This window comes from Limisphaera ngatamarikiensis (assembly GCF_011044775.1).
Taxonomy (GTDB): Bacteria; Verrucomicrobiota; Verrucomicrobiia; order Limisphaerales; family Limisphaeraceae; genus Limisphaera; species Limisphaera ngatamarikiensis.
Window position 1 is genome coordinate 1 of sequence record NZ_JAAKYA010000079.1, and the last position, 15,380, is coordinate 15,380.

At 65.0% G+C, this 15,380-nt stretch carries 9 protein-coding genes and 1 riboswitch; of the genes, 6 read left to right on the forward strand and 3 right to left on the reverse strand.

The genetic code is table 11. The features are described 5' to 3' along the window. The first annotated feature begins 1,047 nt into the window (after window positions 1-1,047). Window positions 1,048-1,234, forward strand: a riboswitch (cobalamin riboswitch). Between the two features lie 307 nt (window positions 1,235-1,541). From G4L39_RS11575 to metE, 5 genes are read left to right on the forward strand one after another with little or no spacing between them, the layout of a single operon-like run. Continuing rightward, window positions 1,542-4,289, forward strand: a complete 2,748-nt coding sequence (locus G4L39_RS11575) for a ribonucleoside-diphosphate reductase subunit alpha (RefSeq protein ID WP_165108428.1) — start codon at window positions 1,542-1,544, stop codon at window positions 4,287-4,289. Between the two features lie 40 nt (window positions 4,290-4,329). Beyond that, the gene (locus G4L39_RS11580; RefSeq protein WP_165108344.1) at window positions 4,330-5,373 is read left to right on the forward strand and encodes a ribonucleotide-diphosphate reductase subunit beta; all 1,044 of its coding nucleotides are present in this window, start codon (window positions 4,330-4,332) and stop codon (window positions 5,371-5,373) included. Between the two features lie 54 nt (window positions 5,374-5,427). Further along, complete coding sequence (locus G4L39_RS11585) at window positions 5,428-5,664, forward strand: DUF433 domain-containing protein (protein WP_165108345.1); 237 nt, start codon at window positions 5,428-5,430, stop codon at window positions 5,662-5,664. Further along, window positions 5,661-6,038 (forward strand): DUF5615 family PIN-like protein, encoded by a 378-nt coding sequence (locus tag G4L39_RS11590; protein WP_165108346.1) that lies wholly within the window; start codon window positions 5,661-5,663, stop codon window positions 6,036-6,038. Before G4L39_RS11585 ends, G4L39_RS11590 begins: the two co-directional genes overlap by 4 nt. Window positions 6,039-6,054: 16 nt before the next feature. Continuing rightward, entirely contained in the window at window positions 6,055-8,406 is a 2,352-nt protein-coding gene (gene metE / locus G4L39_RS11595) for a 5-methyltetrahydropteroyltriglutamate--homocysteine S-methyltransferase (protein ID WP_165108347.1), read from the forward strand. A 184-nt stretch (window positions 8,407-8,590) separates the two neighbouring features. Here the strand turns inward: metE and G4L39_RS11600 are convergent, their stop codons facing one another. From G4L39_RS11600 to G4L39_RS11610, 3 genes are read right to left on the reverse strand one after another with little or no spacing between them, the layout of a single operon-like run. Next, window positions 8,591-9,361: an outer membrane lipoprotein-sorting protein gene (locus G4L39_RS11600; protein WP_165108348.1), complete on the reverse strand. Its 771-nt coding sequence runs from the start codon at window positions 9,359-9,361 to the stop codon at window positions 8,591-8,593. Then, entirely contained in the window at window positions 9,358-11,772 is a 2,415-nt protein-coding gene (gene lon, locus G4L39_RS11605) for an endopeptidase La (RefSeq protein ID WP_165108349.1), read from the reverse strand. The genes G4L39_RS11600 and lon overlap by 4 nt, the downstream gene beginning before the upstream one ends. Window positions 11,773-11,810: 38 nt before the next feature. Next, on the reverse strand, window positions 11,811-12,233 hold the full coding sequence (locus tag G4L39_RS11610; protein WP_165108350.1) for an Hsp20/alpha crystallin family protein: 423 nt from the start codon (window positions 12,231-12,233) through the stop codon (window positions 11,811-11,813). A 1,088-nt stretch (window positions 12,234-13,321) separates the two neighbouring features. Between G4L39_RS11610 and pilM the strand changes: the two genes are divergently transcribed. Continuing rightward, on the forward strand, window positions 13,322-15,289 hold the full coding sequence (gene pilM / locus G4L39_RS11615; RefSeq protein WP_165108351.1) for a type IV pilus assembly protein PilM: 1,968 nt from the start codon (window positions 13,322-13,324) through the stop codon (window positions 15,287-15,289). The last annotated feature ends 91 nt before the right edge of the window (window positions 15,290-15,380 follow it).

Sequence of the window (15,380 nt, forward strand, 5' to 3'; positions counted from 1 at the left end):
ATATTCAACGCCGAACCCAAAAAAATCTTCACCCGCCGGTGCAATACCTCAGGCGATGGCTAAGGTTTGGGGCTGCCCGGGGAACGCCCGGGACAACCCTGAGGGATCGGTCGGCCGCTGTGACATGCACAAAACAGCAGACCGGACCGGCCGGGCAGGGGGCCGAATCCAACCCGGGCGCGTGTGGTCCCTCGAAACCTCCGACCTCAGCATTGCACTGTAGCCTCCTCCACATCCCTTCCCGGGTTTTGCCGACCGGGGGATCTGCCTACGCGACCAGGTCGATGGGGGAACCCCACAGCTCATGGAACAACCTCAGTGCTGAAACCTTGATCCGGCCCCGGCGGTAAAGATTGTCCCGGTCGCCCCCAACTCCTCCGCACTTGCGCACCGCCAAAACCACTGTCCGGGGTCGGTCTGCGCGCCTCATTCCGGGGTAAGTACCCTGGCGGTCATGGCTGCCTTCGCGGGTTTCCGCGCCCTGCCGCTTCCAGGGTTACCCTCGCCGGGGTGCGGGCACCGAAGCCGCACCGCGGTTTGTTGCTCGTAAAACCGCCCCGACGTGCCCGGCCTCTTCAAAGATCGATGGGCAGGGGATCGGGAAGCGGGCCTGTAACCTCGCAGCCCGGGAAACCCGAACCCAACCACGGGAGTGTGGCTGATTGCCAAACGAGGAACGGCGATCGGTGAACTGCGCGCTGCCGGGATCTTGAAGAAATCCCGGTCGGCGAGAAGCCGGGCCACTTTTGGGCACCCGGGACCGCCCCTTGTAATTTCGTTCATGCGACAATCTTTCTGTCCCACCTTCGACCTGCGCGCCTGGTTGGCTGTCCGATGCCCGGCCGGACCAACTTTTCACCCCGCTACAGATCGGCAGGGTCATTTGGCGAGTCACATTCGCCCACTTGCTGGTACGGCCCTTCAGGGGTGCCGGGCCCTGCTAGCGCGTGGTTTTGAACACTCAAAGTCCGGGTGTAACCCAGGGTGTTGACATTTGGAAAAACGTCTCCAGATTGGCGGCGGTTCTTTGAACGTTCCGGAGTGGTCCGGAACACGCCGTGAACAAGTGCCCCGCACGAGCGGGGAGAATAGGGAAGCGGGTGAGAATCCCGCGCGGTTGCGCCGCTGTAACGAGCGACGAAACGCCTCAAAGGCCACTGTCCGTAAGGATGGGAAGGCCGGCGGAGTAGGATGACCTCGGAGCCAGAAGACCTGCTTGTTCACGCTCATCGGGCCCGGTTGGGTGACCGGGCCGCTGTCGCGCCAAACGACAGGGTGAGGAAGCCAACCAGCGCGGTTTTGGCGGCCGCGCATTCGAATCACCACCTGCCATGCTCATGCTCAACGGTGGCCGGCACCGATCGGCCCCGCGAGGTCCCTTTGACGGGACTCAAACCGTTGCCTCCGGACCGGAGGCCCTTGCAGCTGATTTGCCAACAGGAGACGCAGCAGCCGTTCTCGCCCGGCAACCGGATGCTCCGCACGCATCACCGGACCAGGGCGGGGGCACCACCAACTTCCCGGCGACCCCGGCCGGGCCTCTGCCCACCATTATCAAGCGGGACGGCCGACGCGTGTCGTTCGACGCCGAGCGCATCCGGCGCGCCCTCGAAAAAGCCTTCCGCGCCACGCTCAAACTACCTGCCGACGCGCCCCTTTCGGCCGAACTGGCCGAAGAGATCGAAGCGCTCACCGGCGCCGTGGTGCGCTGGTGCCGGGACCGCGCCGAGGTGTCTGTCGAAGAAATCCAGGACGAGGTGGAGCGCACGCTCATGCGGGCCGGACGCTACGCCGTCGCCCGCCGCTACATCCTCTACCGCGAGGCCCGCGCCGAGGCGCGCCGCCGCCAGCAACTCACCTACCGCCGCGCCGACGGCACCGAAGCACCGTTTCCGCACGAAGCGCTGCGCGTGCGCATCGAAGCGGCCTGCGACGGTCTGGACGACGTCGATCCCGGGCTGGTCCGAGAAGAGCTGCTGCGCACGGTCTATCCGGGCATTCCGGAAGACGAACTGGACAAAGCGCTGATTCTGGCGGCCCGCACGCACATCGAACGCGAGCCCAACTACACGTACGTGGCCGCCCGGCTGCTGCTGGACGCGCTCTACCGCGAGGTCTTCGGACGCCCGGTGCCGCCCGCTGAGCAGGCCGAAGCCTGTCGCGCCGGCTTCCGGGCGTACCTGGAGCACGGCGTCCGCCTGGGCCGCCTCGACGAGCGCCTGCTCCAGACGTTCGACCTCGACCGCCTGGCCGCGGCGCTCCGCTCCGAACGCGACCGTCAGTTCACCTTCCTCGGGTTGCAGACGCTCTACGACCGCTACCTGCTGCACGAGCCCGAAGGCCGCCGCTTCGAGCTGCCCCAGTATCTCTGGATGCGCGTGGCCATGGGGCTGGCGCTCGCCGAAGACGATCCCACCGCCCGCGCCATCCAGTTCTACGAGCTGCTTTCGAGCTTCCGCTTCATGAACTCCACGCCCACGCTCTTTAACGCGGGCACGCCCCATCCCCAGCTTTCGTCCTGCTACCTGACCACGGTGCAGGACGACCTGGGCGCGATCTTCAAGGCGATCCGCGACAACGCGCTGCTTTCGAAGTGGGCCGGGGGGCTGGGCAACGACTGGACGCCCGTCCGCGCTCTGGGCGCCCACATCCGGGGCACCAACGGCCGCAGCCAGGGCGTCATCCCCTTCCTGAAGATCGTCAACGACACGGCCGTGGCCGTCAACCAGGGCGGCAAACGCAAAGGCGCCGTGTGCGCCTATCTGGAAGTGTGGCATCTGGACATCGAGGAGTTTCTGGAGCTGCGCCGCAACACGGGCGACGAGCGCCGCCGCACGCACGACATGAACACCGCCTGCTGGATTCCGGATCTGTTCATGCAGCGCGTGCGGGAACGCCGGCACTGGACGCTCTTTTCGCCCGACGAGGTGCCCGATCTGCACGACCTCTACGGCCGCGCCTTCCGCGAGCGCTATGAGCACTACGAGCGCGAGGCCGAAGCCGGCCGCATCCGCAACTGGCGCCGCGTCGAGGCCGTCGATCTCTGGCGCAAAATGCTCTCGATGCTGTTCGAGACCGGCCATCCCTGGCTCACCTTCAAGGACCCCTGCAACATCCGCTCGCCCCAGGACCATGTGGGCGTCGTCCACTCGTCGAACCTCTGCACCGAAATCACGCTGAACACCTCGCCCGAAGAGGTGGCCGTTTGCAACCTGGGTTCGGTCAACCTGGTGGCGCACGTGGACGAGCGGGGCGAGCTGGATCGGGACAGGCTGCGCGACACGATCCGCACGGCCGTGCGCATGCTCGACAACGTGATCGATCTCAACTTCTACCCGATCCCGGAAGCCCGCACCGCGAACCTGCGCCACCGGCCGATCGGCCTGGGCCTGATGGGCTTTCAGGACGTGCTCTACCGCCGGGGACTCTCCTATGCCAGCGAGGCCGCCGTGGAGCTGGCCGACGAGCTCATGGAATTCATCGCTTACTGCGCCTACGAGGCCTCGTCGGACCTGGCAGCCGAGCGCGGTGCCTATCCCACGTTCAAGGGCTCCAAGTGGGATCGTGGCCTGCTGCCGCTCGACACGCTCGACCTGCTCGAAGCCGAGCGCGGCGAGCCGGTGCCCGTCCCGCGCACAGCCCGCCTCGACTGGGACGCGCTGCGCGAAAAGATCCGCCGCCAGGGCATGCGCAATTCGAACGTACTGGCCATCGCCCCTACAGCCACCATCGCCAACATCTGCGGCGTCAGCCCGTCGATCGAACCCACCTACAAAAACCTCTACGTCAAGAGCAATCTCTCGGGCGAGTTCACCCAGCCCAACCCCTACCTCGTGCGTGATCTTAAAGCACGAGGCCTCTGGGACGAGGAAATGCTGGACGACCTGAAGTATTACGACGGCTCGGTGCAGGAGATCGAGCGCATCCCGCCCGAGCTGAAGGAGCGCTACCGGACGGCCTTTGAAATCGAACCGCGCTGGCTCATCCAGTGTGCGGCCCGGCGCCAGAAGTGGATCGACCAGAGCCAGTCGCTCAACCTGTATCTGGCCGCGCCCAGCGGTCGCATGCTCAGCGAAACGTACCAGCTCGCCTGGCAGCTCGGCCTGAAGACCACCTACTACCTGCGGGCGCTGGCCGCCACCCAGATCGAAAAATCCACGCTCGACATCAACCGCCGCGGCATCCAGCCCCGCTGGATGAAAAGCCGCTCGCCTTCGAGCGACATCGTCGTCCGCCGCGACGGGCCCGCCTGCTCGCCGGACGACCCGAGCTGTGAGGCCTGCCAGTGATTAACGTCTTCCACGTCCAACCCCAAAACCAGGAACAGCCATGATGGAACTTCCCGCCTTCGGTTCGCGCCGCATTCGCGTCGAAGACAAGCGCCTGATCAACTGCCACGAGGTGGACGTCAACCAGCTCATGCCCATCAAGTACGCCTGGGCCTGGGAGCATTACCTCAACGGCTGCAAAAACCACTGGATGCCTAGCGAAATCCCCATGGCCCGCGACATCGAGCTGTGGCGTTCCAACAAGCTGACCGACGACGAGCGGCTGGTCATCCTGCGCAACCTGGGCTTCTTCGCCACGGCCGAAAGCCTGGTGGGCAACAACATCGTGCTGGCCATCTTCCGCCACGTCACGAACCCGGAGTGCCGCCAGTACCTGTTGCGCCAGGCCTTTGAAGAAGCCATCCACACGCACGCCTTCCTCTACATCGTCGAAAGCCTGGGCCTCGACGATGGTGAAGTCTTCAACATGTACCGTGAAATCCCGGCCGTGGCCCGCAAGGACGAATTCGAAATGGAGCTGACGCGCGAAGTGCTGCGGCCCGACTTCACCACAGCCACCGTCGAGGGCGCCCGGGCGTTTCTGAAAAACCTGATCGGCTACTACGTGATCATGGAGGGGATCTTCTTCTACAGCGGCTTTGCCATGATCCTCTCCTTCCATCGCCAGAACAAGATGACCGGCATCGGCGAGCAGTTCCAGTACATCCTGCGCGACGAGACAATCCACCTGAACTTCGGGATCGACCTGATCAACGGCATCAAGGCCGAAAATCCCGAGCTGTGGACGCCCGAATTTCAGCGTGAGGTGCAGCAGCTCATCGAAGAGGCCGTCGAGCTGGAGGTGGCTTATGCCTACGACTGCCTGCCACGCGGCGTGCTGGGTCTGACGGCGCCCATGTTCCGGGAGTACGTCCAGTACATCGCCGACCGACGCCTGGAGCGCATCGGCCTCAGGGCCCGCTACGGCTCGAAGAATCCGTTCCCCTGGATGAGCGAAACCATCGATCTGCTCAAAGAAAAGAACTTTTTCGAGACGCGGGTCACCGAATACCAGCAGGCCGCCGCGCTCTCGTGGGATGAGTGAGCGGGTGGAACTGGACTGGAAACAACCGGTCTCAACGCAAAACAAAACAGCAAGATGAAACCGCTGGATCGCATCACGATCAACCCGGAAATCTGCCTGGGTCAGCCCACCATCCGGGGGACACGCATCACGGTCAGCACCATCCTGAAGCTGCTGGCTGCGGGTAAAACCGTACAGGAGGTGCTGGAAGCCTATCCAGAACTGGAAGCCGAAGACATCTACCAGGCGCTTGCCTATGCGGCCTGGCATGTTTCGGAACAGGTTCATCCGGATCTGCCGGAACAGGCATGAGCGAAGCAATACGTCTGCTCGCCGACATGAACATCTCGCCCCTAACTGTTGCGCTATTGCAACAGCAGGGCTGGGATGTAATTCGTGTTTCGGATCGGCTGCCGGTCAACGCACCGGACTGGGAAGTGCTGCGACTTGCCCGGGAAGAAGGTCGCATTCTCATAACCCATGATCTTGATTTTTCATCACTTTTGGCAATTTCTGGATGGCCAAAACCCTCCCTGATCACGCTTCGCCTGTACAACGTAGATCCCAATACGGTCGCACGCCATATAGATCGTGTTCTGCGGCGATTCGGGCAACGCTTGCTCGAAGGCTATGCAGTCAGCGTAGATGAACAAAGCGTCAGATTACGCCCTTTGCCTATTTCCTAAAAAAACTTTGCACCCCATGATCCAGGCAACGAATCTCGGTTTTCCCCGCATCGGGCTCCATCGTGAACTGAAGTGGGCCGTCGAGGGCTACTGGGCCGGCCGCACGTCGGAAGACGCGCTGCAGGAGACGGCACGCCAGCTCCGGGCCCGCCACTGGCAATGGCAACAGGAGGCCGGGCTTGATCAGATTCCTTCGAACGACTTCTCGCTCTACGACCACGTGCTCGATACGATCGCGCTCGTGGGCGCCGTGCCCGAGCGTTTCGGCTGGAAGGGCGAGACCGTGGACCTGACCACCTACTTTGCCATGGCCCGGGGCGTCCAGGAAAAAGAGCTGGAAGCGCGGGGACTGGAAGGCACCGGCGTTCCGCCGCTGGAAATGACGAAGTGGTTCGATACGAACTACCACTACCTGGTGCCCGAATTCCACCCGGAGCAGCGCTTCCGGCTCGCCTCCACGAAGCCCATCGACGAATACCTGGAGGCTAAGGCGCTGGGCATCGAAACGCGGCCGGTGTTGCTGGGACCGGTCTCGTTCCTGCTGCTGGGCCGGGCGACGGTGGCGCACCTCGACCCGCTTACGCTGCTCGACCGCCTGCTGCCCGTCTACGCCGAGGTGCTACACCGATTGAAGGCGGCTGGCGCCCGCTACGTGCAGATGGATGAGCCCTGCCTGGTGCTTGACCTGCCGCCCGGTGCCCGACAGGCCTATGAGCAGGCCTACGCGGCGCTGAACCGGCCCGAGCATCCGGCGCTGGTACTGACCACTTACTTCGGCGGCCTCGAGGAAAACCTGCCGCTGGCGCTCTCGCTGCCGGTGGCGGCCGTCCATCTCGATCTGGTGCGCGCGCCCGAGCAGCTCGATTCGGCCCTGGCCCACCTGCCTGAAGACCGCATCCTGTCGCTGGGGCTGGTGGATGGCCGCAACGTCTGGCGCACTGACCTCGACGTGGCCGCCTCCATGCTGCGGCGGGCCGTCGACGCCCTCGGCCGCGAACGGGTCTGGGTTGGTCCCTCCTGCTCGCTGCTGCACGTGCCGATCGATCTGGACGCCGAGCCCGAACTCGACCCGGAAATCCGTCCCTGGATGGCCTTCGCCCGCCAGAAGCTGGACGAGGTGGTCACGCTCAAATGCCTTGTCAACGAGGGCGAGGCAGCCGCAGGGGATCGGCTCGAGGCAGCCCGCCGGGCGCGTCAGGAACGCCTGACTTCTGCGCGTCGGATCGACCCGGAAGTGCGGCGGCGCCTGGCCACGCTTTCGCCCGAGATGTCCCGCCGGGGCCGTCCTTTTGCCGAGCGCTACGCGCTGCAGCGCACGCGGCTGAAGCTGCCGCCACTGCCCACTACCACGATCGGCTCGTTCCCCCAGACCGACGAGCTGCGCCGGCAGCGCGCGGCCTTTCGGCGGGGCGAGCTGTCCCGCGCGGCCTACGAGCAGTTCCTGGAAGCCACCATCGCCGAGACAATCGCCCGCCAGGAAGCCATCGGGCTGGACGTGCTCGTGCACGGCGAGCCCGAACGCTCCGACATGGTGGAGTATTTTGCCGAGCAGCTTCAGGGCTTTCTGGTCACACAAAACGGCTGGGTGCAGAGCTACGGCACGCGCTGCGTGCGCCCGCCCATCCTCTACGGCGACGTGGCGCGACGCAGCCCCATGACCGTGCGCTGGACCACCTTTGCGCAGCGCTGCACCGCGCGTCCCGTCAAAGGCATTCTGACCGGGCCGGTGACGATCCTGCAGTGGTCCTTCGTGCGTGACGACCAGCCCCGGGCCGACACCTGCCGCCAGATTGCCCTGGCGCTCCGCGACGAGGTGGCCGACCTCGAAGCCGCCGGCATCGCCGTCATCCAGATCGACGAACCAGCCCTGCGCGAGGGGCTTCCCCTGCGCCGCCGGGACTGGCCCGCCTATCTCGAGTGGGCCGTCGAATGCTTCCGCCTTGCCTCCTGCGTCGTGCGCGACGAGACCCAGATCCACACGCACATGTGCTACGCCGACTTCGAGGACATCCTGGAGGCCATCGCCGCGCTCGACGCCGACGTGATCTCCATCGAGGCGGCGCGCTCGCGCATGGCGTTGCTGGACGCCTTCCGGCGCTTCCACTATCCGAATGCCATCGGTCCCGGCGTGTACGACATCCACTCGCCGCGCGTGCCATCGGTGGAAGAGATCGAGGCGTTGCTGGAACGAGCGCTGGAGGTGATCCCGGCCGAACGGCTGTGGGTCAACCCCGACTGCGGCCTCAAAACGCGCCGCTGGGCCGAGGTCGAGCCCGCCCTGCGCCACATGGTTCAGGCCGCTGTGCAGCCGCGCCAGGACCAGACCCCACCCTTAGGGCCCACACCATCCGGCCGGTTAACAGGGTGAAGCGGCCGCGACGAGACCCGGGTGAAGCCCGACCCAACAGCATCCCGCCCCGCACGGTTCGGAGCCCGGACGTGAAAGCCCCTGCCGGCGTCGCCTGCCTTCGCAGCGATGCAACCGAGCTGCCGGGGAGCGGGTACCACCCATGGGCCGGTTGCGTACCAAAATCCGCGGGCAATTACCGCCCTCAGGGCAGCTCAAACACCAGTCGGGTGCGGCTGCCGCGTTGGCGGTGGATCATTTCCAGTTCCGTGACCTCCCAACGCCCCTGGACCTTTCGAAAGCGTCGCGGCAGAAACTCCTTCATCAGCCGACCCTCGGCGTCGAACGCCTCGGCATAAACCAGCCCGCCCGTGTCGCGATCCCACCAGGCGCGCACCCGAACATAACCTTCCGGCGGGGCCTCGTCGGTTTCGCTCTCCACCACGTCGCAGAACTGTCCGCGCCGCATTTCGGAACGGATCAGCCGCTGTCGTGGCCACCAAAGAAACGCCATGGCGAGGTCTGCGGGGGTGAAATCACTCCCCGCCACGGGCCGCATCCATTCGCTCGATGGCAGCGGGGCTCCCTCCTTCGGCAGAGGTTCGTCGCGCCCGCACGCGGCACGGAACACGTTGGGCGGGCCGTCGGGCCGGTGCCGGATCCATAAACGGACCCGGACGCCCTCCGCGTCCGGCCCGGCCTCGTACAGGGTGCACCAGCCCGTCTCCAGCGGAAACACCGCCAGTTGAAGCGGTACTTCAAAGGGCGGCTGTGGGCGGGCCGGACGCACCACCAACCGTCCCCGATTGGTGAGAGCTGCCTCGGGCGTCATGCTGCGAATCCGCTGGATGATGTCCCGGCCCGCCCTCTCGGCAGACTCGGCGCCACGCACCATCAAGGTTCCGGAGAAAAAGGCTGCCGTCCACCAGAGCAGAACGGTCCGGAGCAACCGGGCGCAGGTCAAAAACGGTTTCATGCGCGGGGAAACACCAGAGAAAACACCTCCGTGATGTGACGCACGAAGAGCGGTTTGAGGCGTTGCCGGACCTCGGCCGGGACCTCCTCCCAGTCCCCTTGATTGCCCACCGGCAGAATCACGCGGCGCAGGCCGTGTCGGCAGGCCGCCAACAGCTTTTCACGCACGCCACCCACGCGCAGGACCTGCCCCCGGAGGGTGATCTCGCCCGTCAGGCCGAGGTCCGACGGCACCGGCCGTTGTTGTTCCAGCGACGCCAGCGCCATCAACACCGCAAGGCCCGCGCTGGGGCCGTCCTTTGGGACGGCGCCGGCCGGGATGTGCACATGCCAATCGTATTTGTCCTCCGGTTCCACCGACAGCCCCAGCGTCTGCGCACGGCTCCGCAGACAACTCAACGCCGTGCGTGCACTTTCCTTCATCACCTCGCCCAGTGAACCGGTGAGAAGCAACTGACCTCGACCCGGCATGCGTGTGACCTCGATGTACAACACCTCGCCGCCGTAGGGTGTCCAGGCCAGCGCCAGTGCAATCCCGCAATCCCGAATGCGTTCCGGCGGTTCGGCGGGAAACCGGGGCGGACCGAGCCACTCGGGCAGGTCCGCGGGCTGAATCCGCACCGGCGCACCTTGAGCCTGCGGATTCGAAATCAGCAGCCGGCGGGTGGCCTTCCGCGCCAGGGCCGCCAGGTCCCGTTCGAGTTGGCGCACGCCGGCCTCGCGGGTATACTCGCGGATGATCCGGCGCACCGTGGCCGACGGCAGGGTGACCTCCCGGGCCGACAGGCCGTGTTCCTGCAATTGGCGCGGCCAGAGATGCCGCCGGGCAATGTGCAGTTTCTCCGATTCCGTGTATCCCGGCAGTTCGATCACTTCCAGCCGGTCGCGCAGGGCCGGATGAACCGGGTCCAGCCAGTTGGCCGTGCCGATGAACAACACGCGCGAAAGGTCGAACGGCAGGTCCAGGTAGTGATCCACAAAGGCCTGATTCTGCAGCGGATCCAGCACTTCCAGGAGGGCCGAGGCCGGGTCGCCTCGGGCATCATTGCCCACCTTGTCCAGTTCATCCAGCACCAGGACCGGATTGCGGCTTTCCAACCGGCGGAGGGTCTGAAGGATCCGGCCCGGCATGGCCCCCACGTAGGTCCGGCGATGCCCCCGGATCTCGGCCTCGTCCCGAACGCCGCCCAGCGAGATTTGGGCAAATTTCCGTCCCAAAGCCCGCGCCACGCTGCGGCCCAGAGAGGTCTTGCCCGTACCCGGCGGTCCCACCAGACAGAGAACCGGGCCCTTGATCTGGCGCCGCCGCTGGAGCACCGCGATGAATTCCAGCAGCCGTTCCTTCACCTTCTCCAGCCCGTAGTGGTCCTCGTCCAGGATGCGCGCCGCGCGGTCCAGATCCCAGTTGTCCTCCGTCTCACGGGTCCACGGAAGCGCCAGGATCCATTCCACGTAGTTCCGCGCCACCGCATATTCCGGCGAGACACCGGGGATTAGCTCCAGCCGTTCCAGTTCCCGGGCCGCCACGGACCGCACCTCGGCCGGCAACTGAAGCTCTTCCAACCGCTGGCGCAGGATTCGCACGTCCGGGCTGCCGCTCTCTTCCTCGCCCAGCTCGCGCCGGATCACCCGCAACTGTTCCCGCAGGAAATAATCCCGCTGCGTCTTGGTGATGGAGGTGGCCACCTCGGCCTGGATTTTCGAGCTGAGGGAAAGGACCTCCCGTTCCCGATGCAGCAGCGGCAGCAGGATCTGGAGCCGTTCACGAACCGGGGCCGTTTCCAGCACCTTCTGCCGTTCCTCCAGCCGCAGGTTCAGGTGCACCGCCACCAGGTCGGCAAAATGCCCCGGATCCTCCGCGTTCAGTGCCGCCATGCGGGCCTGCTCGGGAATCGCCGGGGACAACTGCACGATGTCCTGGAACTCCGCCTGTGCGTTGCGCAACAGCGCCAGTGTCTCCACTGAATCATCGCGCTCGTCCCGCAGCAGGTCATACTTCGCCACCAGGTAGGGCGACTCACGCACCGCCTCCCGCAGCCGAATCCGCCACAGCCCCTCCACCAGAATCCGCACGTTGCCGTCCGGATACTTCAGCATCTTCAACAGCCGCACCGCGCACCCCACCGGGTGCAGGTCCCCCAGACCCGGGTTTTCCTGTTCCGGCCTGCGCTGAAGACAAACTCCGAGCAGCCGGTCGCCCGCCACCACGTCATCAATGAGTTGGATGCTCGGACCCGACTCGACCAGCAACGGCGTTACCATCCCGGGGAATACCACGATGTCCGACAACCCCAACACCGGCAGCGCCTCCGGCAACGACCGCGAGGAAATCCGCGACGGCGCACCGGCCTCCCGGGCGACATCGTGGATGCTCACATACTCCGTGTCGGTGGATTCCCTCGGGATGGACATCTCGTGGGATTGATTGACCGGCCTGCGACCGGGCCGCTTTATTTGCCGTTCGGCGCGGGCTCCACGGTGAGGCGCTTCCGTCCCGGCACAGACTCCCGCGCCAGGGGCACGTCAATCCGCAAAAACCCGTTTACATACACCGCCCGCGCCCGGCTCAGGTCGTAACATTCCGGCAGCTCCAGCACCCGCTCGAACCATCCATAGCTGATCTCCATCACCAGAAAATTGCACCGCGCGGCGCGGCAACTGTCCGGCCGGTGCCCCCGAATGCAGAGTCGGTTCCCCTCCACAAGGATCTCCAGGTTCTCACTGGACATGCCCGCCAGCTCCACCTTGACCACCAGGCCGTCCTCAGTGGTGTAGAGGTCGGTATTGGGCTGCCATTGGGCCTGTTCGGAAGGTTCGCGCCGGCTGACGACAGGCCGACCCGGCACGTGTGCGGAGGATTTCATCGTGGCCATGGAAAGAATCCCTGAAGAAAGAACCAATTCATGCGCTGAAACCATGCGGAGTTAACGAAAACGAACCACTACCTGCGGCCGCTCGCCCTTGCGAGCCCGGCAAACGATGCTCCCGGGCTGGCCCTTGCCGCCTCCACTGCATCCGCACAACCCGGCACCCGAACCGGGTTGACGCCGTCGACGCATCAAGCGTCCCAGCAACCAGACGGCTGCGACCGCCACGATGCCCAGGGAGGCTGCCTGTTGCCAGTCCACATTGCCAACATACCGCCCCCGGCCGGAGCCGCAACCGGGAATTCGCTGGTGTTTCCGGTGCTTTCGGCCGCTGCAAGGCTCAGTCCGGCCAACAACCCCCTTACCGGGGTCCTCCGTCAACGATAAGCCCACGATCGACGGGCTGGCTGGAACCTCGAACCGCAATCGGCTCTGCCAGCCACGTCCGGGGCGGCACCGGGATCGCCATCCCCACAACCGCTGATGAAACGCCGACCTGGCACACCCGGCTCTGGCCCTGAGTACCCTGGCTGTGAGGCGGTGACGGATTGGCGGCGCCGTGGGACGCGCGCGGTCCCGCATTGCCCGCATTGCGCCAGCAGCGAAGGGCTCCCAGGGTCCCAAACTTTCGGGTCCTGCCGGACGCAGCGCCCTCCCCGGCATCGGGAAGAGCAGGGCACCCGAAGCCACTTTGCCCCTTTCACCCCTGTCGAGCACGATTTCGTCTCACCCCGTGCGACCCAGCACGGCCCTCGAAGTTACCGCACAAGGAGAGCCGTTGGGCCCACCTTCGCATTGTCGACGCGGCCCTCGTAAGGCCGGGCCGCGGCTTGGACGGCTCCGCATCCGCTCTCTGACAATCCCGGTCCTCCGGGATTCGGTCCCTCACATGACCCGGGTGTGAGCCGGTGCGCGCACTTGTGAAGACCTGGGTCAAGGTTTCATTTCGCGAGCCAAAGGTAGCGCGGATTGGTGCCTCCGTGTTTTGGTGTTGACGCTCGCATCGGTTTTTTTTAATCGAACGCGACCGTTTCAAGACTTGGCAAGCAAAGGCGCCAAGGATTATGGTGGGGCACTGAACGAAACACGGCCCAATGGCAAGCGCACGGTCATTCTTGGCGGTGGATTTTGGGGCGGGGACCCTGAAGCTGGCGGAATTTGAGCCCAGCGAGTCCGGGGGGCTGCGACTCAAGCAGTACGGGTTCCGCCCGCTGGGCCTTCAGGGCTCCCAGGAATCCACCCGCGAGCAGGTCTCCCTCAAGGCGCTTCAGGAAATCCTCGCCGAAAAGCAGATCAAAGCCAGGGACCTCAACGTCTGCGCGCCCGGCTTCCACGTCTTCTCCAAATTCGTGAAGCTGCCCCCGGTGGACACCGGCAAGGTCTCCCAAATCATTCAATACGAGGCCCAGCAGAACGTGCCCTTCCCCCTGCAGGAGGTCGTGTGGGATTACCAGATCCTGGGCACCACGCCCGCGGGTGAACTGGAGGTTCTGCTGGTGGCCATCAAGTCGGAAATCGTGGAGGGCCTGTTCCGCCTGGCCGAGACCGCGGGGCTGAACCTCTTGCTCACCGATGTGTCCCCCGCCGCCCTTTGCAACGCCTTCCGGTACAACTACGCCGACGTCGAGGAATGCTGCATGCTCCTGGACATTGGCGCCAAGACCAGCAACCTCCTCTTTTTCGAGAAGGGCAAGGTTTTCGCCCGCAGCATCAACCTCGGCGCCAACGCCATCACCCAGGATTTCGCCCAGGAAGCCAAGCTGCGGTGGGAACAGGCCGAAAAGATCAAGATTGCCGAGGGGTTCGTCAGTCTCGGCGGCGCCTACGAAGAGCCGGAAAACCCCCACCAGGCGGCCATCGCCAAGATCGCCCGCCAGTTCATGACCCGGCTCCACATCCAGGTCAATCAAACCATCCAGTTTTACCGCGGCCAACAGGGAGGGTCAGCCCCGCAACGACTTTATCTCGCCGGCGGCGCCTCCATCATGCCTTATACGGCGCAGTTCTTTGCCGAAAAACTCAACATCCCGGTCGAGTACTTCAACCCGCTGCGGTCGGTGGAGATTGATCCGGCCATCAACTTGGAGGAGCTGGCCAAGGTGGCCCATGCCATGGGCGAGCTGGTCGGTTTGGGACTCCGCAACGTGGCCCAGTGCCCCGTGGAGTTGAACCTGATGCCGCCCAGCACGTTGCGCTGGCAGGCTTTCAACCAAAAGAAACCCTACTTCATCGCCTCGGCCTACAGTTTGGTGGTCATCGTGGCAGCGGTGGGGTTCCTGTTCTCCCGCCTGGCCACCGTGATGGAGGAGGACCTCAAAACTGTCAGCAACGACGTCCAGCCGTTGCAGGCCCGGGAACAACAGTTCAAACGCGCCCACACGGAGCTGCGCCGGCTCCAGCAAAACGCCGAGCAGCTCACCACTTGGATGGAACAGCGGTATTACTGGGCCGATCTGTTGATGGAGCTGCGGCGGATCCTGATCCGGGTCGAGGACGCCACCAAGCAGCGCTTGGGTGCAGACGCGGGCGTCTGGGTGGAACGGTTCATCACCGCCAACCTCAGCGCCCGCCAGACCGGTTGGACGGAACTGGGCCCGGATGCACAGCCCGGTGTGGACCAGCCCCAGCAGCAACAGCAGGGCCCCGCCGGCTGGGACCCCGAAATCCGCGCCATTTACGAAAAACGGTATGGCATCAAGTTCCCGGGCGGGCCGGCAACCCCGGCCAATCCGGAGGCCCCACCTGCGACGGCCGAACCTGAAAACCCGGAGGCGCCGGGCGGTATGCCCGGAGTTGCCGACACCACCGCTACCACCACCCAAACCGGGGACACCAACCTGATCGCCACGGTCACCCTGCAATGCCGTGCCGTGGACCTTTCCCGGGTCTCACCCTCGGCCAACACCGAACTGGCCATCGCGGTGCTGCGTGAATTGCAGCAAAGCCCCATGGTCAGCTCCGAAGGCACACAGTTCGAAGGAACCATCCAGCCGGATGAACAAACCGGAACCTACACCTTCGGCATCACATTGAAGCTTCGCAAACCCATCCGCATCTACTAGACCACGCCATGAGCCAGTCCCTCACATTGCCGCAACCAACACCGCCTCCCCGGGGCCGGAACGGCCGGCCCCACCAGCCCGAGTAGCCCGC